16 protein-coding genes are annotated in these 19,710 nt (G+C 62.2%); 15 read left to right on the top strand and 1 reads right to left on the bottom strand.

The genetic code is table 11. From position 1 onward, the window contains the following. Window positions 1–75 precede the first annotated feature (75 nt). The 9 genes from JYK05_RS10095 (at window position 76) to JYK05_RS10055 (ending at window position 12,307) form a co-directional block, all read left to right on the top strand. Complete coding sequence (locus tag JYK05_RS10095; RefSeq protein WP_206466826.1) at window positions 76–1,941, top strand: glycoside hydrolase family 99-like domain-containing protein; 1,866 nt, start codon at window positions 76–78, stop codon at window positions 1,939–1,941. Continuing rightward, on the top strand, window positions 1,920–4,001 hold the full coding sequence (locus tag JYK05_RS10090; RefSeq protein ID WP_206466824.1) for a rhamnan synthesis F family protein: 2,082 nt from the start codon (window positions 1,920–1,922) through the stop codon (window positions 3,999–4,001). Before JYK05_RS10095 ends, JYK05_RS10090 begins: the two co-directional genes overlap by 22 nt. Before the next feature lie 63 nt (window positions 4,002–4,064). Then, window positions 4,065–6,395, top strand: coding sequence for a bifunctional 2-polyprenyl-6-hydroxyphenol methylase/3-demethylubiquinol 3-O-methyltransferase UbiG (locus tag JYK05_RS10085; RefSeq protein ID WP_206466819.1), 2,331 nt, complete (start codon window positions 4,065–4,067; stop codon window positions 6,393–6,395). A 35-nt stretch (window positions 6,396–6,430) separates the two neighbouring features. After that, a complete protein-coding gene (locus JYK05_RS10080; RefSeq protein WP_175944762.1) occupies window positions 6,431–7,591 on the top strand; it encodes a glycosyltransferase in 1,161 nt (386 codons plus the stop codon). A gap of 4 nt (window positions 7,592–7,595) precedes the next feature. Then, a complete protein-coding gene (locus JYK05_RS10075; RefSeq protein ID WP_371826376.1) occupies window positions 7,596–9,086 on the top strand; it encodes a glycosyltransferase in 1,491 nt (496 codons plus the stop codon). Window positions 9,087–9,128: 42 nt separating this feature from the next. Then, window positions 9,129–10,109 (top strand): ATP-grasp domain-containing protein, encoded by a 981-nt coding sequence (locus tag JYK05_RS10070; RefSeq protein WP_206466817.1) that lies wholly within the window; start codon window positions 9,129–9,131, stop codon window positions 10,107–10,109. Next, window positions 10,106–10,777, top strand: coding sequence for an HAD family hydrolase (locus tag JYK05_RS10065; RefSeq protein ID WP_175944757.1), 672 nt, complete (start codon window positions 10,106–10,108; stop codon window positions 10,775–10,777). The genes JYK05_RS10070 and JYK05_RS10065 overlap by 4 nt, the downstream gene beginning before the upstream one ends. After that, entirely contained in the window at window positions 10,749–11,201 is a 453-nt protein-coding gene (locus JYK05_RS10060; RefSeq protein ID WP_175944755.1) for an FdtA/QdtA family cupin domain-containing protein, read from the top strand. The genes JYK05_RS10065 and JYK05_RS10060 overlap by 29 nt, the downstream gene beginning before the upstream one ends. Beyond that, window positions 11,198–12,307, top strand: coding sequence for a DegT/DnrJ/EryC1/StrS aminotransferase family protein (locus JYK05_RS10055; protein WP_206466815.1), 1,110 nt, complete (start codon window positions 11,198–11,200; stop codon window positions 12,305–12,307). Before JYK05_RS10060 ends, JYK05_RS10055 begins: the two co-directional genes overlap by 4 nt. Window positions 12,308–12,359: 52 nt before the next feature. Here JYK05_RS10055 and JYK05_RS10050 read toward each other — a convergent pair whose 3' ends face one another. Next, the gene (locus JYK05_RS10050; protein ID WP_206466814.1) at window positions 12,360–13,409 is read right to left on the bottom strand and encodes an acyltransferase; all 1,050 of its coding nucleotides are present in this window, start codon (window positions 13,407–13,409) and stop codon (window positions 12,360–12,362) included. Between the two features lie 530 nt (window positions 13,410–13,939). Here JYK05_RS10050 and JYK05_RS10045 point away from each other — a divergent pair. From JYK05_RS10045 to JYK05_RS10020, 6 genes are all read left to right on the top strand, one after another. After that, window positions 13,940–14,920, top strand: coding sequence for a glycosyltransferase family 2 protein (locus JYK05_RS10045; protein ID WP_241269799.1), 981 nt, complete (start codon window positions 13,940–13,942; stop codon window positions 14,918–14,920). Between the two features lie 3 nt (window positions 14,921–14,923). After that, entirely contained in the window at window positions 14,924–15,640 is a 717-nt protein-coding gene (locus tag JYK05_RS10040) for a bifunctional 2-polyprenyl-6-hydroxyphenol methylase/3-demethylubiquinol 3-O-methyltransferase UbiG (protein ID WP_175944749.1), read from the top strand. Continuing rightward, complete coding sequence (locus tag JYK05_RS10035) at window positions 15,637–16,068, top strand: GtrA family protein (RefSeq protein WP_175944748.1); 432 nt, start codon at window positions 15,637–15,639, stop codon at window positions 16,066–16,068. Before JYK05_RS10040 ends, JYK05_RS10035 begins: the two co-directional genes overlap by 4 nt. A 59-nt stretch (window positions 16,069–16,127) precedes the next feature. Then, window positions 16,128–17,729, top strand: a complete 1,602-nt coding sequence (locus JYK05_RS10030) for a hypothetical protein (RefSeq protein WP_206466813.1) — start codon at window positions 16,128–16,130, stop codon at window positions 17,727–17,729. Window positions 17,730–17,872: 143 nt separating this feature from the next. Continuing rightward, window positions 17,873–18,706, top strand: coding sequence for a glycosyltransferase family 2 protein (locus tag JYK05_RS10025; protein WP_175944746.1), 834 nt, complete (start codon window positions 17,873–17,875; stop codon window positions 18,704–18,706). Then, entirely contained in the window at window positions 18,703–19,653 is a 951-nt protein-coding gene (locus JYK05_RS10020; protein ID WP_206466811.1) for an SDR family oxidoreductase, read from the top strand. The genes JYK05_RS10025 and JYK05_RS10020 overlap by 4 nt, the downstream gene beginning before the upstream one ends. The last annotated feature ends 57 nt before the right edge of the window (window positions 19,654–19,710 follow it).

Genomic DNA, 19,710 nt, shown 5'->3' with positions numbered 1-19,710 from the left:
AGGCCGGTCGGATCGGACGTTCGCGGCGATCGCGCCGAGAAACGGGCCGAGAAACGCGCCGCTCTCGCTTCACAGTTGACGCTGCTCGACGCGAGCGACGGCGCCTTGCTGACGGAAGCCTCGCGAACGACATTCGGCGGCGTCGGCGAAACCGTCGTGTCCGTATTGCTGATCCATCGTCAGGAGCGTCAGCGCGTTGTCGAAAGCCTGCTCGCGCTGAAGCACGCGACCGCCGGCGGCGCCGCCGCGATGCAAATGAACGTCATACGCGTCGGCGAGGCCGAGGCCTGGCTGGAAACGCTGAGCGGCCTCCGGCTGCTACGCTCGCCGTCAGAAGCCGAGATGCTCGACACCGTGCGCGCAGCCGTCCAGGACCTGCAAGGCGAGTTTGTCCTGCTGACGACCGATGCCGTGCAGGCTCAGGCGGGCGCAATCGATGCGCTGGTGCATCGCTTGAGAACCGAGAGTAGTGCGGTGGCTGCCTGCGGCATGATCGTCTGCGCCGATGCGACGCTCGTCGAATCGGGCGCGCTGTGGGGTCCGGATGGCGGCCTTCGCCGCCTGGGCAATGGCGACGACGCGAGCGATCCGTCTTACGCCGTCAGCCGGCGCGTGCCCGCGGCGACGGACCTCGCGGTCCTGGTCCGCCGTGATGCGCTGCTGCGGGCCGCTGAAGTCGCGCACGCGCAGGTTCACGCTGCGTCCGCCGTCGACGCGCTCATGCGCGCCTTTTGGCAGAGCGACGAAGCGATCGTCTTCGAGCCGCTTGCACGCTTTGCCTGCCCTGCAATGCCGGCGGAGCCGCCCAGGACCGTGGCGATCGTTGGTGGGAAAGAGCGATCGTCCGACCGCGTGGCGCGAGAGGCGTCGGATATTCGCGTGCTCGCCTTCTATCTTCCGCAATATCATCCGATTCCCGAGAACGACGAGTGGTGGGGCAAAGGTTTCACCGAGTGGACCAATGTCTCGAAGGCCAAGCCGAACTTCGATGGTCATTATCAGCCGCACCTTCCGGCCGACCTCGGTTTTTATGATTTACGCGTCCCGGAAGTCCGGCAGGCGCAGGCGGATCTCGCGCGCGGGGCGGTGTTAGCCGGTTTTTGTTACTACTACTATTGGTTCAGCGGCCGCCGCCTTCTGGAGCGGCCCCTTCAGGAAGTGCTCGACACCGGCAAGCCTAGTTTTCCGTTCTGCATCTGCTGGGCGAACGAGAACTGGACGCGTCGCTGGGACGGGCTGGAGTCGTCGCTGCTCATGGGGCAGTCGTATACGCCGGAAGACGAAGCGGCGCTCTTTCGCGACTGGCTGCCGCTTCTGCGCGACGAACGGTATATCCGCGTCAACGGCAAGCCGCTCGTGCTCATTTATCGGATCTCTTTGCTTCCAGAGCCGCGCAGGGCGGCAGCCACGTGGCGACGCATGGCGCGAGACGCCGGTCTGGGCGACGTGTATCTGGCCTACGTGCAGTCGTTCGACAGTTGGGCACGCGGCGAAAAGCCGAGCGACTTCGACTTCGACGCCAGCGTGGAATTCCCTCCTCACGGTTGCGGCGTGCCGTACACAGGCGAAGTGGAAGGCCTCGCTCCGAAGTTCCGGGGCGCGCTGTTCGATTACCAGGCCACCGCCGAAGTCTGCCTTGCGAAGACCAATCCCGGTTACGCGATGTTTCGCGGCACGATGCCTTCATGGGACAACACGGCGCGCAAGCAGGACACGGGTCACATCTTTCTGGGCGCATCGCCGGAAGCGTATGAGAAGTGGCTGGACGGCGCGCTGTCGTACACCGACCGCTTCGCGTGCGGCGATGAGCGCATCGTCTTCGTCAACGCGTGGAACGAATGGGGCGAAGGCAATCACCTCGAGCCGGATATGCGCTACAAGCACGCATACCTCGACGCCACGCGCCGAGCCATATCGAGATGGACGCGCCGCCCGGCATGAACTCCATGGACCGCGTGAGCTTTCACCGTCTTCAGTCGATACTGCGCTTCCAGTCGCGCGCCTGGTTGCGGCGCGTTCGCGCGACGTGCGGCCGTACCGGGATGTCGCGCCTCGCGTCGGCCGTGTTGACCGCGGTGGGATCACGCGCCCTCGCGGCCGCGAGCGAAATGCGAGCACGTACCGGCTCGGATGAAGCCAACGCGGCGCTGAAGTTGCTGGAAAGGCTTCCCTTGCGGACACGCGACAGCCTGCGTTCGGCGTTTCTGGCGGTTCGTGCGGGACGGCGACATCCCGAATACAGCGACCGGCTTCTTCCCGGCATGGCACCGTCGGAGATAAGGGCCATCGCCCTCTACCGCTGGAGCGCCACCTGGGACTGGCAGGCCGTGGCGGCCGCCGGCGTGAGGTTCGTCGGACACAGACAACCTCGAATCCCCGGAAAGTTCGGCTTCTATCCGAAGACCGATCACGATCTCGCTGTTCGACACGCGCGGCTTGCGTCCGACTACGGCATCCACGCTTTCTGCATCCCCGCTCGGAGCGCCGCCGCCAGCGACGGTGTGACGGCGGCAGAACTGTTGCGGCTTCTGAACGACCCAGACTTGACGCTGCGCCTTTGCGTTCTCTTCGATCTTGCGCCCGACGCCGCTTCCGCTGCGGCCTGGGACGAGTGGCGCGATGTGCTGACGCATCCACGTTATCTTCAGGCGGCCGGCGGGCCTCTCGTCCTGGTCACGGGATCGCACGTTGGAACCGGCGCCCGGCTCTCCAGAGCGATGCTGGCGGAGATTGGCGTTGCCGACGCGCATCTGGTGGCGGTCTCGGCCGAGCCGGTTGCCGACGGAGGCTACGACGGCATCGCACGGCTTTCGCTTGCTCCTGCTGCCGCGCCCGTTCAGCCCGTGCTGCTCGATGCGCACTTCAGGGGCGCACTGTCCCGTTATGCCGACGACGCGAGATGGCTGCTCGGCGACGACCATGCGCGCCCACCGTTTTATCCGACGGTGATGGCCGGGATGGACGACAGCCCGCTTGTCGGCGAGCGGGCGCGAATCTGCACGGACCCGACTCCCTCGAAGTACGCGTCCGCGCTGGCGGCTGCATGCGCACGGGCAAGAAGCCGCACCGACCGACCGTCGTTTGTCTTTCTGAATGCCTGGAACGACTGGCTGCGCGGCGCAGTGCTCGAACCGGATGCCGATACGGGCTTCGCTTACCTTGAGCGAACGCGCCGAGTGCTCGAGCAATTCAGCTCAGGAATGCCGGACGGCTGGCGTCCAGACAGTCGCGAAGTCGCCGTGATCGTGCATTTGCACTATACGGAACTGTGGCCCGAAATCAGCGGGTTTCTCGCTAACGTGCCTGCTGGCTTCAAGTTGTATGTATCCGTCAATCTACACGCGCCAGCCGAGTGCGAGACCGAGATCCTCGCATCGTTCCCTCATGCGGTCGTCGAGCGGCTCGAGAATCGTGGACGGGACTTGTATCCGTTCCTGCACATGCTCGCCCGGGCACGCGCCGACGGATGCCGTTTTGTATGCAAGCTTCATTCGAAGAAGTCGCTGCACCGGGTCGACGGGGACGTGTGGCGGCGCGATCTTTTCGGCAAGCTGCTAGGCAGCGAGCCCGGGCCGCTGCGCATTCTTCATGCGATGCAGTCGCGACCGTCGGTGGGCATGATCGGTCCCGAAGGGCACATGGTCCTGTCGGACCGCTTCCGGGGTTCCAACGACGCACGCGTGCGCGAACTGGCGGCGTCGCTCGGATTCGACGCGGCGGACATGCGGTATCGTTTCGCGGCCGGCACCATGTTCTGGGCAAGAATGGAGGCGCTCGAACCGCTGCTCGGCCTCGGCCTGAACCGCGACTCGTTCGACGAGGAAAACGGTCAGACGGACGGCACGCTCGCACACGCGCTCGAGCGCCTGCTACCGCTCTCGGCGCGGCGCGCGGGAATGAGTGTCATCGACACCGGTGAGATCGCCGGCGGCAGTCATCGAGCTGCGGCCGTTTCCGAAGACGGCGCCTACCGGTGGGCACAGTCGTCGCGAAACACCTGAGGCCGCGCCGACGCGGCCGCTGTCATCAGCAGAACATTGCAACATAAAACGAAGGATCAACGCATGTCATTTTCGCTGGAGCGAAGCGGATATCGGTTCGATGCCGCCACCCGGGTGTGGCGGCGACGGGGCTACGAAGGAATCGCCTATAGCGACGGCGATGCAGTCGAGGAGCGAATCGGGCAAATCGTGGCTGGCGCGGCCGACGTTTCGCTTCATTCCGCGGAGTTGACGACGCGCATCTCGGACTGGCCATCGCTCTACCATCTATCGAGCGGGCGAGCGAACGTGCTTCGTCCGTTCGAGGCGAAGCTCGCGTCGCGTCGCGTGCTCGAAATCGGCGCGGGTTGCGGTGCGATCAGCCGCTATCTGGGCGAAGCCGGCGCGGACTTGCTCGCGCTCGAAGGATCGCCCAGACGTGCCGCCATCGCTGCTTCGCGATCGCGCGATCTGCCGAACGTGCACGTAGTGACCGAACGTTTCGACGACTTCCGGACCGACGAGCGTTTCGACGTCGTCACGCTCATCGGCGTGCTGGAATATGCATCGCTCTTCACGCCGGGAAGCGAGCCCGCTGTCGCCATGCTGCGTCGCGTGCGGGACTTGCTCGCGCCGGGCGGCATCGTCATCGTCGCGATCGAGAATCAGGTCGGCCTGAAATATTTCGCCGGAGCGCCCGAGGATCACGTGGGAGTGCCGATGTTTGGCATCGAGGACCGCTACGGCGATGTCGGGCCCCGCACGTTCGGCAAGGGCGAACTGACGTCGGTGTTCCAGCGCGCTGCGTTCGCCGCGCCGAACTTTCTGGCGCCGTTCCCCGACTACAAGTTCCCGGTTGCGGTCGTGAGCGAGCGCGGTTTCTCGCATCCCGCTTTCGAAGCATCGGCGCTCGCCGTGCAGACGGTGCATCAAGACCCGCAACTGCCGACGAATCTGTCCTTTATCCTGCAACGCGCATGGCCGACCTTGATCCGCAACGGACTCGGCATGGACGTGGCGAACTCCTTCATCGTCGTGGCGAGCGCAGAGGAAGCCGGTCAGAGCTTGCCAAAGGAGGCGCTCGCTTACTACTACAACACGACGCGCCGCGCCCCGTTCTGCAAGGAGGTCCTCTTCCGGGCGGTCGGCGCAGAGGTCGTTGCCGAGTCGCGAGCCCTTTATGTGTCGACCGGTTCGGCCCGGCATTCGGGACGCTACCGTTTCCTGCTGAACGAAACCGAAGCGTATGCGCCTGGCCGCCTGCTCGCGGACGAGTTCGTCAGCATCATCTCGAAAGACGGTTGGACGCCGTCGGAGATCGGCGCATTCCTGCGGCGCTACCTAGACCTGGCGCAGCGGCTCGTACGTGAGCGAGGTCACGACTGCACGCTGGATTCTGCGCATGCTTCGGTGCCGGGCTGTTTCCTCGACCTCATTCCTCAAAACATCGTGCTGCGCCACGACGGTCTCGCGCGGGCAATCGACCTCGAATGGCAGACGAAGGACAGCATCGAATTAGGATTCCTTTTGTTCCGGGCGATGCTGTCATTGATCAATCGGAATTTCAGCTTCTCGCCGAGCAGCGATGCGGCGTTGCTGAGCCGAAAGCAGTTATTTATCGATGCGGCGCGCGCGGCCGGCATGGCGATTAGTGATGAAGACTTCCACCGCTACGCTGCGGAGGAGGGCGAATTCCAGAGCTTCGCGACGGGCCGGGACGTGTCCGAATTCCTGGCGGGTTGGGCGGACGAGGGCCTGCCGCTCGCGTCGACTGCACCGGCCCGGTTCACCGCGACCGTCTACTACGGACATCCGGATGTCGGTTTCTCGGACAGCCGCACAGTCGCCGCGCAAGTGAGCGGCGGGCCGGAGACCGTCCGACTGACGCTGCCGCCGGACGCGTCTTCGCCGAGCATGTTGCGCATCGACCCCTCCGACCGCCCCGCCTGGTATCAGATTTCGAGCATCGAGGTGCTGGATGACCGGGGCATTCTCCGCTGGACTTGCGCGCTGAAAGACGATCTCGTGCTTTCGCCGTCCGTCATCCCGTTGCGGGCCGCGCCGGGCGACGCGGGGTTGTTGATCTTCGCGAGCGACAACGATCCGCAGATGCTTCCCGTCATGCCGGCCGACATCGCCTCGCAGGTCGGCGCCGGGTGGGCGCTGGAAATGCGCATTCGTATCGTCGAGACGCACGAGATAGCGAGGCGGTTCGGCGACAGCATGGCGCACTGGGCGGGACAGGTCGAACAAGCGCGCGCGGGCGTTGATCGGGCCGCAGCGGAACAGTTGCACACTGCCCGGGCCCTGCGCGACCTGAGCGAGCAGCTTGCCGCGAGCCAGCAACGCGTGCTGGCGCTCGAAGCGCGCCTCGCCGCCAGTGGCATCGCGTTGGACGGAGGAGAGGGGCAGTGAACAACTCGAATCAACCGCTGATGCCGGCTGCAGACATGCCACTTCTCACCATCATCACGCCCTGTTACAAGACCGTCGCCTACTATCTGGAGCGTCTCGCGACTTCGCTGTGGCCGGTGCAGTCGGACGTGCAGTGGATCGTCGTCAACGACTCGCCGGAGGACACGGCCATCGATGCGTTCGCGCAACGCATGGCGTCGTGCTTCGAGCACTTCGAATACGTTCGCCATGACCGCAATCGCGGAATCTTCGCGGCTTATACATCCGCGCTCGTTGCCGCCAGCGCACCGTATGCGGCGATTCTGGATCACGATGACGAAGTCGATCTCATACCGCTCGTGCAATTCCTGAAGCGTCATCGCGACGAATACGATCTCGTCTTCACCGACGAAACCAAGTTCTCGGCCGAGACGCGAGAGCGTTACTGGAAGCCGGAATTCGACGGCCTCAGCGCGATGCATTACTTCTACATGCATCACATCACCTGTTTCCGCACGAGCATCTGCAAGGAGATGATCCTCGCGGAGCCCGACGCAGAGGCCCGCTATCGCAGCTGTTTCGACATCTGGCTTGCGTTCGGCTACCAGCGGCGCTTTGCCGACAGGGCGCTCAAGCATGCGCATCTGCCGTATGCGGCGTACGGATGGCGAATTCATCCCGCGAGCACTGCGATGAACCTGGGGCAAAAGCCCAAGGCGGAAGCCGAGCGGCTGGAAATCGCGGCCAGGCTCTACGAGCCGCTCGATGCCGGCGCGGCCATCTCGGTCGATCCCGTCGCGCGATATGTCGTGCGTTACGAGCATGCCCTTTCGTCGTCCGAGTCGCAGGGCGAACTTGCCGCACTCCTGTCTGCGCATTTCGATGCCGGATTCGCCGCGCCCGATGGCCGGCGTGTCGATGTGGCCTCGTCTGTCGATCCGGGCTTGCTGAATCTGCTCGCACGCGTCCCCGTCGGATTGCTCGCCTGGCATGCCGGCGAACGCTGTCTCGTTCTGCCGCGAACGGCTGTCCCTGAGACAAGCGAACTGGGAAGGCAAGTTGCGCGACATGTTCGCGACGTACCGTTCGTGGCGCCGGCAACGACGCTCGACGGCGCCGCGCTCGATGCCGTGTTTCTCCGGCGGCCGGCTGTTCTCGTGCGCAAAGACTCGGGATTTGCGCTGGATCGCTCCCGACTGAACGTCCTTGTTGTCTGACCCGATGTACCCAACCATGACTTCATATTCGCCACTCGTCACCGTTGTCCTGCCCGTCTACAACGGCCAGCGTTTTCTCCGGGACACGCTCGAGTCAATCAGCGCGCAGCAGCGGGAGGACGTCGAAGTCGTTATCGTGGATGACGGCTCGTCGGACGACAGCTGGGACATCATCAGCCAATGGAGCAGTGCGCAACCGTTTCATGTGCGCACCGTTCGCAAGCCGACGAACTACGGCGTCTGCGCCGCGCTGATCGACGCCACATCCGTCGCGCGCGGGCGTTACATTGCACAGATCGGGCACGACGACGTATGGCTGCCCGGCCATCTCTCCGGACTGGTCGACGCACTCGAACGCCATCCGGATGCCTCCGCGGCATTCGCGGATATCGCGTACATCAACGCGGAAGGCATGCCCGCCAATGTCACGATCTTCAATCACGCGCTGCTTCGGTCGAATACGCACGCCGAGCTGTTCGCGGCGTTGCTGAGCGGCAACTTTCTTTGTGCGCCCGCTTCGATGTTCAGGCGCGACCGTTTCAGGCAATCGTTCTGGGGTGTGTCGAACGAGCGTCTGCAGGACTTCGAATTATGGCTGAATCTTCTGTTCGAAGGCCGATTCGTCAGTTCGGAAGCGTCGACCTGTCTATACCGCGTGCATGCGAACAACCTGAGCAGCGGATCGGCCATGCGCCGCCAGAGCGAGTACGAACTGCTCGCCACGCTTACACGCGTGCTGTTGAGCGAGCGTTTCGGCCGCTTCTACCGGTCCATTGAGCTTCCCGATGAGCGGCTTGCATTCGTCGACAGTGCGCACGCTCGCTTGATCAATGTCACGGAATACGCACCTGCCATCCGGTCGCTGCACTCGATGCTGCTGGAAAATCTCGTAGCGCTCGAAGACGTGTGGCCGGCGCGCATCAACGCCTTGCGGGCCGAGCTCGCATTGCGGCTTGGCATGTATCGGAAATACCTGGCGATTTCCAAGACATATCCCGCCCATTATGCCGACTCGCTTCCGCATATTCCTTACCTGGTGCCCGTTCACGACAAGGTTGGGAGCCCTTACGCCGCGCTGGTCGAGGCGGGCGTCTTTCGCGACGGAAGGGGCGTGGACGTGGCGGGGTCGGGCACGGTCTATTTCTTCGCCTGTCCGGAGCACGAAGTAGAGGCACACATGAAGTACCCGTCTTTCGCTGAAGCCGTGGCGCGGCGCCGCCTGATCGTCTTCGGCGCGGAGGCGACGCAGCCGGTGCAGAGCGGCTTCGCGCTCGGGTCCAATGCCCGCGTCGATCATGGACTGATCGACAAGATCTTCCGCTTTTTCGAGGAGGATCATGGCTCGTTCCAGGTGCATTCGGAGTGGCGCGGCGCTGCTGCGCCGCTGCAAAAAACCATGTTGCGCCGGTTGTATCATCGTACCGGCGGTTTCGTTCCCGAACGATATCGGCCCGCCGTCGCGGCCGGGGTGCGCAGGCTTCTGCGCCGCCGCTAACGTTTTCTCAATTGCTGACAGCTCGACATGAACCCAAAAACAGTGCTGGTCACGGCCGCCGGAACCGCGACGGCCGTCAACGTCATCAAGAGCCTGAGTGCGCTCGAGGGCGTGCGTATCGTGACCACTGATTCGAACCCTGCACAATTGATCGCGGCGCCCACACGCTGGCAGACGACTCACTATCAGGTGCCCCTCGCCTCGGACGTCGAAGCGTTCGTCGATGCGCTCAGCCGCATCGCGAAGCAGGAAAGCGTCGATGCGATCTACCCGATTCACGATCAGGAGATTCTGGCCGTCGCGCAATTTCGCTCGCGTTTCAACGACACGGTGAAGACGCCGGCATTGACCGCCGCCGCAGTCCAGGAGTGCAACGACAAATGGAAGAATTTCCAGAAATGCCGTGCGTCCGGGTTACCCGTACCCGACACCCTGCTCGGAAGCGAGCTCACCGCGCAAAACTTTGCCGCGCCGATGGTGCGCAAGCCCCGCCGGGGTGTGGGCAGCGCGGGCGTGCGAGTCGTGAACGCGTATGACGAGCTTCGTCCGGACGATCTGACCGAGGACGTCGTCTTCCAGTCTGTTTGCATCAAACCCGAATATACGATTGACGTCCTCGCCCTTGACGACTACTTTGGCGCCGTGGTGCGGGACCGGCTCGAAACCAAGGCTGGCGTCTGCGTGAAGGCGCGCGTGTTCTTCGACGCGGAGTTGCAAGCCCTGAGTCAGCGGGTGGCGGCTGCGTTCGGCTTGCGCGGGATGTTCTGCTTCCAGGTCATGACCGACCCGGCTGGCGGATACCGCATCGTCGACATCAATCCACGGTGTGGCGGCGGCACCGCGCTCACGGACGCGTGCGGCTATCCGATCTATGCAACGTATTTCAGTGATCTGCTCGGCTTGCCAATAGCCGCCGCACTGAAAGACCAGTGCCGGCAACGCACGGAGCAAGGCGGTTCCGCGCTGGTATGCCGCTATTATCAGGAAGTCGTGACCTTCGAATCGGCGGAAACCGCGCCATGACGGACCGATCGCATCTACCGCTGATCGGCTTCGATCTCGACGGGACATTGATCACCTGCCGCGCCAAGCAGTTGTCCGCTCTGCGCGAGGCGCTGCGCGCCTGCGAGTTAGAATACGCGTCGGACGACGCCTTCTGGCAACTCAAGCGCGACGGCGCGACGACCGTCGATGCGCTCGTCGCCACGGGGCTCGATGAGCAAGAAGCGGGCGCTGTTTCGAAAGCGTGGGTCGAATGTGTCGAAACATGGCCGCACATGCAATGCGATGCCGTCTTCGATGACGCGATTCAGTTGCTCGAGAGGTTAAGGCCGAAGTCGCGGCTGTTTCTGCTGTCGGCGCGCCGGGACCCGGATCTGTTTCATCGACAGATCGCCGCCCTGGGGCTTGCGCGGCTGTTCGACATCATCGAAGTGGTGAAGTCGGGCAAGGACGCAGCGCAAAGGAAAGCTGTGAGGCTTCGCTCTCACGGTGCGGTCTGTTACGTGGGCGATACTGAAAGCGACATGGAGGCCGCGCAGCAGGCGGGCTGTCCGATGTACGTCGTATCCACCGGACAGCGCAGCCGGTCCTTTCTGGAGCGGGCCGCAGCCCGCAGTCAAGCCGCCATGCCAATATTCGATGACCTGGCTGGCGCTATATATGAGGTGGAACGTGAGTTTTTCAGTTGAAGAGTGTCGGTTCATCGAGCTTCCCCAATTCGCGGACCGTCGCGGGAACCTCTCATTCGTTCAGGAGGGCGATGTTCCGTTCGACTTCCGACGGCTCTATTACTTGTACGACGTTCCATTCGGCGTGGAACGCGCCGGCCATGCGCACAAGAATCTTCATCAGTTGTTCTTCGCATTCGCTGGTTCGTACGAACTGCATCTGGACGATGGCGTGAACACGCGGACCGTGGTTATCAACCAGCCGAATCGCCCGTTCTATGTCTGCCCTCATATCTGGCGCGTGGTGAACAACTTCACCTCCGGCGCGGTCTGCGCGGTGCTGGCGAGCGAGACGTACTCGGAGTCCGACTATCTTCGAACCTATGACGGTTTCCTCGACTTCTTGCGGGAAATCGGCAAACCTATCAAAAGTGACCTCGCATGAACGTGCCCTTTCTCGAGCTCTCGCGGCTCAACGCGCGCTATAAGCAGACTTTCTTCGAACAACTCGACGGCTTTTACGACGCCGGCTCGCTGATCGGCGGGAAGCATCTCGCCGATTTCGAGAGCGCCTTTGCGCAATACTGCGGCACCCGGCACTGCGTGGGCGTGGGCAACGGCCTCGACGCGCTCACGCTGTCGTTGCGCGCACTGGAGATCGGTGAGGGCGACGAGGTGATCGTCCCGGCCCAGACTTTCGTTGCCACGTGGCTGGCGGTCACGCAGGTCGGCGCGACGAACGTCCCGGTGGACGTCGAGCCGCGTAGCGCGAATCTCGATGCTTCGCTGGTCGAAGCCGCTATTACGCCGCGGACGAAAGCGATCATCGCCGTGCATTTGTACGGCGCGACGGCAAACGTCGCGCAACTGAAGGAAATCTGCGCGCGCCATAAGCTGTATCTGATCGAAGACGCGGCTCAGGCGCACGGCGATGTGCGCGATGGCAAGAAGGCGGGCGCGCATGGAGACATTGCCGCGTTCAGCTTCTATCCGTCCAAGAACCTGGGCGCGCTGGGCGACGCCGGCGCGGTCGTGACGAACTCCGATCGGCTGGCCGCGAAGGTCCGGGAACTGGGTAACTACGGTAGCGCCGTCAAGTACTACCACGAGTCGCTGGGTACGAACTCGCGGCTGGATCCGCTACACGCCATGTTCCTGTCGATCAAGCTGAAGCATCTCGATGAAATCATCGAGCAACGCCGTCGGATCGCCTCCCGTTACGACGAGGTGGTCGCCATGACGCCGGGCGACGGTCCCGTGTATCGACTGCTCGATCCCGCGCAAGCCTGCGTGTGGCACAACTACGTCATCGTCTGCGAGGACCGCGAGTCCGTTCAGAAGCGCCTTCAGGAAGCAGGCGTCGGCACGAGCATCCACTATCCGGTGATACCGGCGGCGCAGCAGTGCTATGAATCGGAAGGGTTGGACCCGAACGCGACGCCCGTTGCAAAACGCTTGAGCGAAGCCGTGCTTAGCCTGCCCATGGGCGAATACATGACCGATGCGGAAATCGATCACGTATGCCAGGCGCTTTCGGCGTTGCGCAAGTAGCGAGCGTCGCTGCTCATGCGCTCTGCGCATGAGCAGGTCTTTAAAGGGACAGTCACGGATTCGCCGGCGTCAACGTGACGGCGGGCGGGCGAAAAAATCGCACGAGCGCATCGGTGAGCCCGGTAAGCAGTCTGCCGGCGGTGAAGGCCAGAAACACAATGATCATGTAGAGGAAATAGACCTCGACGTGCGACAAAGCCATGTTCATGAATCTGACGAGCAGCTCGCCGATGATATTGTGATGCACGAGAAACGCCGCGAACGAGTACGTGCTGACGAAGGACACGACTTGCAGCAAGCGGCCCTCGGGCTTCATTGTCTGGCCGATATACGCCAAAACCACGAACGCCGCGATACCGGTGTCCAGAGCGACATAAATGTGCGGTATCGGCAGGCTCCAGATAAGCGGAATGCACAATGCCGCAAGCGCGAGCGTGGCGACCGGCCAGCGCAACCGCGGAGCATACTGAACGAATAGCATGCCGAAGACGAACTCCGGCAGGCGCGCCAGCGGATTATGGACGACGTCGATCTGGAATAATTTGGCGTAGTTCAATGTCACCACGGCATAGATCGCGGCAACGGCCAGGACCAGAACGAGAGGTCGCCGAAGCGCCATCCACCGTAGCACGGGAAAGGCGACATACAGAACGAGAATGAAGCCGATGAACCATTCTCCGAGCAAATAATAGTTGGGAATGCGATAGTAAAGAAAACCATCCATCCCGATAAGCGTGAGAATGAACTTCCAGTGCGACGAATCTCCGCGCACATGACCATGAAGCACGAAAAGGATGGCCGCCGTTAGCAAGAATCCCGTCCAATATAGAGGGAATATGGCGAGAAAGCGTTTTCGCGCATAGACACGCAGGTCAAGGGTGTTTCCGGAACTCATCATCAGGGCGGCCCCCGAGATGATGATGAAAAGTGTGATGCCCAGTGAGCCGATGTTTTCGCTGTGGAAGGTCTGCTTGAAGATTTCGGCCGCCTTTATGCCGTGCGCTCCAATCTGCTGGTTGAAGTGAAACGTGATGATAAGCAGAACGGAAATCGCCCTGATGAGGTCGATGTAGAAAATGCGCTCGCGGCTTTTTGGTTTCATGTTGGTCTGGTGGTGCTGGCAGTCAGGGCGTTTGCCAGAATAAACAGCAAATCCAAGACGCATCATGTCCGCGGGCGAGGCGGACGTGTGCAGTCGGCGCCACATATTGCCGCAAGCGCAACACTAGAGGCAAGTGCGGCATGGCGAATCGCCTGGCTGCTGTCCGGCCGGCCTCTCATGCCGCGCGATTCGGTCTCCTGCCATTGGGAGTGGGCAGCAAGCAGCGAATAACGTCCCAAGCCTCTTCGGTCAGTAACTAGCCCGCTGGGCGGTGAAGTGGCAAAATTCGGTCACGTCGCGTTGTAGCCGACGGTTTCAGCTCGCCCTTACAATACGCTTGGCTCGCCTTCGATTCCGCAAGTCGTCCTTCCAGTGCCTGAAGGCATCGCTTAGGAAGAACGCAACGCGCACCGCCAGGCAGACCGCATCTCGGATCGCGGAGCCGAATGGCGCCGGGGCGCGACACACGGGAGCGCGTGTTCGCCGCGGCTCCGGTGCAATGCAACGAAGCATGTAAAGACGAGGCCGGATTGAACAGCACCACTTCCCGCGACACAGAACTATCCGACACCGGCGCGTTGCAGCTTTCGCTAGTGGTGCCCGCGTACAACGAGGCCGAGGCCATTGCCTCGTTCTTGGCTCGCATCGACGAAGTGTTCGGCTCGGTGCCCGCAATCGAGCTGGAGATCGTGTTCGTCAACGACGGAAGTACTGACGACACGCTTGGCGAATTGATGCGTCATCAGGCGTTGGACGCGCGCGTGAGGATCGTGGATCTGAGCCGCAACTTCGGCAAGGAGGCGGCCTTGACCGCTGGACTAGAGGCGGCTCGCGGACAGGTGGTCGTTCCGATCGATGCAGACCTGCAGGATCCGCCCGAACTGATCCTTGAAATGATCGCGGTCTGGCGGCAGGGCTACGAGGTGGTGCTCGCGCGCCGGGTAAATCGCAACGCGGATACATGGGCCAAACGCGCGTCGGCTGCGTGCTTCTACCGGATCCACAATCGAATTGCCGATCTGGTCATACCCGAGAACGTCGGGGATTTCCGGTTGATGGATCGCGTGGTGGTCGACGCAGTCAAGCAATTGCCGGAGTCCCGCCGCTTCATGAAGGGTCTGTTCGCCTGGATTGGATTTCGGACCGCCTTCGTCGACTACGAACGGCACAGGCGCGTCGCGGGCCGGACTAAATTCAACGGCTGGCGACTGTGGAACCTTGCGCTGGAAGGCCTCACGAGCTTCAGTACCGACCCGCTTCGCATCTGGACCTATGTGGGCTGCCTGGTATCGCTGGTGTCGTTCATCTTTGCGATCTTTATTGCTGTAAGAGTCATCGTCCGTGGAATTGACGTTCCGGGTTATGCGTCGCTGATGGTCGCCGTCACGTTTTTGGGTGGCCTGCAACTCATCGGGATTGGCGTCATTGGCGAATATCTCGGACGGACATATCTGGAATCGAAACGGCGTCCAGTATTCCTGGTGCGGAAAATCTACGAGCCGAAGGGCTGAATCATGGATGTCAAGGAAACCGAGATACTCGGCGACGATATCGACCGTCACTGGTATTACGCCTCGAAGGCGAAGGCAATGCGCGCCATGCTGGGAACGCAGGTTGTGTCGAGCATTCTCGACGTGGGTGCGGGTTCTGGCTACTTCTCGGGAAAACTGCTCGAAACCACGGAAGCGCGGGAAGCCTGGTGCGTCGATATCGGTTACCCGAACGATTCCGATGCGTTCCGGGCGGGCAAGCCGGTTCATTACCGCAGATCGATCGCATCGAGCAATGCGGATCTCGTCCTGCTCATGGACGTCCTCGAGCATGTGGACGACGATGTAGCGTTGCTCGCGGAATACGTGCGAAAGGTGCCGGCGGGAGCGCGCTTTCTGATAACTGTTCCTGCCTTCCAGTTCCTCTGGAGTGCGCACGACGATTTTCTCGAACACAGGCGCCGTTATGTATTGCCTCAACTGGAGCATGTAGTCCGCGAGGCGGGATTGCATGTCGACCGTGGCGGATACTTTTTCGGTGGCGTGTTTCCGATTGCGGCTGGCATGCGACTCTCGCAGCGATATCGCGCTGGCGAAGCGCCGGCGCAGTCGCAATTGAAGCGCCATCACTGGCTCGTCAATAGAGTGCTCGCTTCCATCTGCGATGCAGAGTTGCCGTTCATGCGGTGGAATCGCATCGCTGGGCTGTCGATCTTCTGCATGGCCACAAAGAAACCATGACCGGGCGATCACTCAAGCAACAGCGATCGCCGGGCCTTGTAGTGCTGATCCGCGAGGCGCTCATCGCGGGGCGCTTCGCGCTCGTCGGTTGCGCCGCGACGCTCGTGCACATGGCAATTGCCGGGACGCTGGTCGGGCAGTTGCGCGTGCCAGCGCTTTTCGGCAACACCTGCGCTTTTCTCTGCGCATTCGTTCTTTCCTTTTGCGGCCACTACTTCTGGACGTTCAGCCAGCCCGGACAGCCGAAAAGGGCGCTGTTGCGGTTCTTGACCGTGTCGTTGACCACCTTTCTGATCAACACGGCACTCCTCGCGTCTGTTCTTCGTAATACGTCCCTTTCGGCGGTTGCGGCGACGCTCGGCTCGGCTGTCATCATCCCGGTGATTTCTCTGGTGGCAAGCCGGTTATGGTGCTTCAGAGACGACTAGAACAATATGCACCGAGCGTCTCTGCCAAAGCGGCCGTAGTCCATAACAACGGAAAACCCATGTCTTCACTCGTTGCAGCGCAGAGGCGCGGCATTTCGCTTGATCTGTCGGAAGCCATCGTCGGCGCTTGCTTGCTCTGTGGCCTGACGTTCATCGCACAATGGAAATACGGCTTCGGTTGGTCGGACGAGGGACTACTCTGGTACGCCTCGCAGCGGACTGCATTGGGCGAAGTGCCACTGCGCGACTTCTTCAGCTACGATCCCGGCCGATATTACTGGACCAGCGCAATATTCCGTTTGACAGGGCATGACGGTCTTTTCACGTTGCTCGCGTCCTGCGCCGCGTTCGGCGCCGTCGGACTTGCGGCGATATGGTTCGTCCTATGCCGTGCTCGCATGCGGGGCGGCTTGCGAATAGCATGTGCGGTGCTAATCGCTCTGGCGCTCGGCTATCCACGGCACAAGGTCTTCGAGCAAACGGCATCGCTCGTCTTGGTTGCGATGCTGTTCTTCGTGCTGCTTAGACCGAGGGCGGCAATGCGTTGGTCTGCTCTCGGCATCGCGACAGGGCTGGCGGCTATTCTGGGGCGCAACCACGGTGTGTTCTACGTTATCGCTGCTGTTTTCTGTATGGGCTTCTCGGCGTTCAGCGAGAAAAGGTTGCCCGGGATCAAGATCATCGCCGCCTACGCAGGCGGCGTCGTGCTCGGCTATTTGCCTCTGCTCTTGGCGATTCTGGCGGTGCCTGGGTTTCGCGATGCTTTTATGACGTCCGTGCTGTTCACCAAAGACTGGCAATTGGCCTTGCCCATCCCGTTTCCATGGCGGCTGGAGCTTCGACATCTGCCTCTCGTGGATGCATTGCAGGCGGAGTCGATCGGTATTGCGTGCCTGGTCTTCCCCGCCATCTACTGTTTCGGGATCGCGTCTGCTGCGTGGGCCGAGCGCAAGCAACAAGAGCGCGATCCGTCGATGGTCTTGTTGCTCGCGTCATCGCTTGCCGGCATTCCTTATCTTCAGCAAGCATTCGATCGCGCAGACTTCGGGCATATCGCACAGGCAACACTCCCCGTCTTTCCCGCAGCGTTTGCGGCCGCCAATTTCTATTGGTCCAACGCAAGACTGAGGAGCGTCGTTTCGGGAGCCGTCGTGGCCTTCGCTGTCTTGTGCGTGATCGCCTGGTTGCCGAGCGAGCCGGCAGTCGCGTACCGGCGAATGATGGCCGAGGCCCCCGATGCCGTCGAGTGGGTGCCGATCAGCGGGAAGCAGTTCGCAGTGCCCAAATACGAGGCGGACGTCCTTCGAGCGGTACGCAAAACCGTGCAGTCGTGCAATATAAAAAGCGACGAGTTTATGACCGCGCCGCATTTTCCCGGTATCTATGCGTACCTGAACGCGAAGGCGCCGTTCTGGGAGTTATATTATCTGTACCCTCGGTCGCCCGAATTTCAGCGCAGGCATATCGCGGCGATGTCGAGAACGCGGCTTATTTTGCTGGCTCCGGACGCGACCGTGGACGGTCTCGAGCGGCTTAAGCTGCAAAACACGTATGGCTTGCTCATGCGGGACATCGCGCAGCGGTTCACAGAGCTTCAGATACCGGGGCTACCGCAAGGCATGAAAATGGTCGGCTTGAACGGGGCGCTTCATTGCCAATAGAGATCGCATGAAGAGGCGTTAATCGCCGCCGCATTCGACGGATCAAGCAGCACAGGGCCGGCTCCATGGTCATGCGCTTACCGTCGAGAAAACTTCCACATGTGCGTCGCCTGATCAGTGCAGCCGCCAGAACCGCTTCGAGAATGCAGTCCAAAACAAGCACGGGCGTGAATCCCGACATCACTTCGCTAACCGTTTCGCTCGTGGTCTATCGGCCGAATGCGCAACTTCTGGAGCGCACCCTCAGTACATTGAACGCTGCGGCGCAAGGGCTGGGCGCGAAGTCGTCCGGCGATGGCATGCAGCTTTATCTCGTGGATAACGGCGGACTGGAGCGTACGCCGGGTTGCGTGATGCCGAAAGCCACCGTCATCCAAGGCCAAGGCAACGTCGGCTACGGCCGCGGCCACAATCTCGCCATCGAGCGCGCATCGAGCCGTTACCACTTGATCCTGAACCCCGACATCGAACTGGACGCCGACGCGCTCACTCACGCGCTGACTTTCATGGATGCGCATCCAGAAGTCGGGCTCCTCTCACCGCTGATCCTGGAAGAAGACGGCAGTCAACAATTTCTTTGCCGCCGCTATCCCACGGTTCTGGACCTTTTCATTCGGGGCTTCCTCCCGCGCAGCATGAGAAAACCGTTCGAAGCGAGGCTCGCAAGATACGACATGCGCGACGTCATCGGGACCAAGGACATCGTCTGGGACCCGCCCATCGTCAGCGGCTGCTTCATGCTCTTTCGCACCGAAGTCCTGAAAAAGCTCGGCGGCTTCGATCCGCGCTATTTCCTCTATTTCGAAGACTACGACTTGAGCCTGCGCACGCACGACGTCGCGCGCGTGGCCTACGTGCCGTCCGTGCGCGTGCTGCATCACGGCGGCGACGCGGCCGGCAAGGGCTGGACGCATATCAAGCTCTTCATCGCGTCGGCGTACAAGTTCTTCAGCCGCTTTGGGTGGAAATGGCTATGACCGGGCGCATTGCCGTCACGGGCGCCAACGGCTTCGTCGGCCGCGCGGTCACGCGTGCGCTGATTGACGCGGGCAGGGAACCGCTCGGCATTGTCCGTCAGGGAGCGGGGCCGCATACCGTTCAAATAGCATCGCTCGATGCCATCACGCCCGCCGTCTTCGAAGGCTGCGATTCGGTGATTCACCTCGCCGCGCGCGTGCATGTCATGCGCGACGCCGCCGCCGATCCGCTCGCCGCGTTCCGCGTGGTCAATGTCGACGGGGCGCTGAAGACCGCCGACGCCGCCCGTCGCGCCGGCGCGACGCGCTTCGTCTTCGTGAGCAGCATCAAGGCGCTCGCGGAGTTCGACCACGGCGAGCCGCTGAAGGAAACAGACGAGCGTCGTCCGCCGGACGCGTATGGCGTCTCCAAAGCGGAAGCCGAAGTCAGGCTCCAGGAGTTCGGCGCGCGCACCGGGCTCGAGATCGTGATTGCGCGTCCGCCGCTCGTGTATGGGCCCGAGGTGCGCGCCAACTTTCTGGCGCTGATGCGGGCCATCGCGAAGGGCATGCCGCTGCCGATCGGCGCGGTGACGGCGCAAAGAAGTCTCGTCTATGTCGATAACCTCGCGAGTGCGCTCGTCGAATGCGCGACGAACCCGCGCGCGGCCGGCCAGATTTTCCACGTGACCGACGGCGACGATCCGGGCGTCGCCGAACTCGCGCGCCGGCTCGGGCATCATCTGAAGCGTCCGGCGCGTCTCTTGCCCGTACCCGTCGGCCTGTTGCAAGCGGCGGGGCGGCTCACCGGCAAGACCGCGCAAATCGAGCGGCTCACCGGCAGCTTGCGTGTCGATTCGGCGCATATCCGCGATGTGCTAGGCTGGCGCCCCTCGTACTCGCTGGAGGCGGGTCTCGCGGCCACCGCCGCGTGCTTTCTCCAGCAGAGTGCGGCAGAAGGACGCTAGTTCCCGCCGGGTCGCGGCGAGTTAACGTCCCGTAACAACCGATAAGTGCCGGTAACA

Source organism: Caballeronia sp. M1242, from assembly GCF_017220215.1.
Lineage (GTDB): Bacteria > Pseudomonadota > Gammaproteobacteria > Burkholderiales > Burkholderiaceae > Caballeronia.
This window is presented reverse-complemented; position numbering and strand designations above follow the sequence as displayed.

What these genes read in the sequence shown, in the direction of transcription:
- JYK05_RS10090 (WP_206466824.1), top strand. Translation starts at nt 1,920, where the DNA reads ATGGACGCGCCGCCCGGCATGAACTCCATGGACCGCGTGAGCTTTCAC.
- JYK05_RS10085 (WP_206466819.1), top strand. Translation starts at nt 4,065, where the DNA reads ATGTCATTTTCGCTGGAGCGAAGCGGATATCGGTTCGATGCCGCCACC.
- JYK05_RS10080 (WP_175944762.1), top strand. Translation starts at nt 6,431, where the DNA reads ATGCCACTTCTCACCATCATCACGCCCTGTTACAAGACCGTCGCCTAC.
- JYK05_RS10075 (WP_371826376.1), top strand. Translation starts at nt 7,596, where the DNA reads ATGTACCCAACCATGACTTCATATTCGCCACTCGTCACCGTTGTCCTG.
- JYK05_RS10065 (WP_175944757.1), top strand. Translation starts at nt 10,106, where the DNA reads ATGACGGACCGATCGCATCTACCGCTGATCGGCTTCGATCTCGACGGG.
- JYK05_RS10060 (WP_175944755.1), top strand. Translation starts at nt 10,749, where the DNA reads ATGAGGTGGAACGTGAGTTTTTCAGTTGAAGAGTGTCGGTTCATCGAG.
- JYK05_RS10055 (WP_206466815.1), top strand. Translation starts at nt 11,198, where the DNA reads ATGAACGTGCCCTTTCTCGAGCTCTCGCGGCTCAACGCGCGCTATAAG.
- JYK05_RS10050 (WP_206466814.1), bottom strand. Translation starts at nt 13,409, where the DNA reads ATGAAACCAAAAAGCCGCGAGCGCATTTTCTACATCGACCTCATCAGG.
- JYK05_RS10040 (WP_175944749.1), top strand. Translation starts at nt 14,924, where the DNA reads ATGGATGTCAAGGAAACCGAGATACTCGGCGACGATATCGACCGTCAC.
- JYK05_RS10035 (WP_175944748.1), top strand. Translation starts at nt 15,637, where the DNA reads ATGACCGGGCGATCACTCAAGCAACAGCGATCGCCGGGCCTTGTAGTG.
- JYK05_RS10030 (WP_206466813.1), top strand. Translation starts at nt 16,128, where the DNA reads ATGTCTTCACTCGTTGCAGCGCAGAGGCGCGGCATTTCGCTTGATCTG.
- JYK05_RS10025 (WP_175944746.1), top strand. Translation starts at nt 17,873, where the DNA reads ATGCAGTCCAAAACAAGCACGGGCGTGAATCCCGACATCACTTCGCTA.
- JYK05_RS10020 (WP_206466811.1), top strand. Translation starts at nt 18,703, where the DNA reads ATGACCGGGCGCATTGCCGTCACGGGCGCCAACGGCTTCGTCGGCCGC.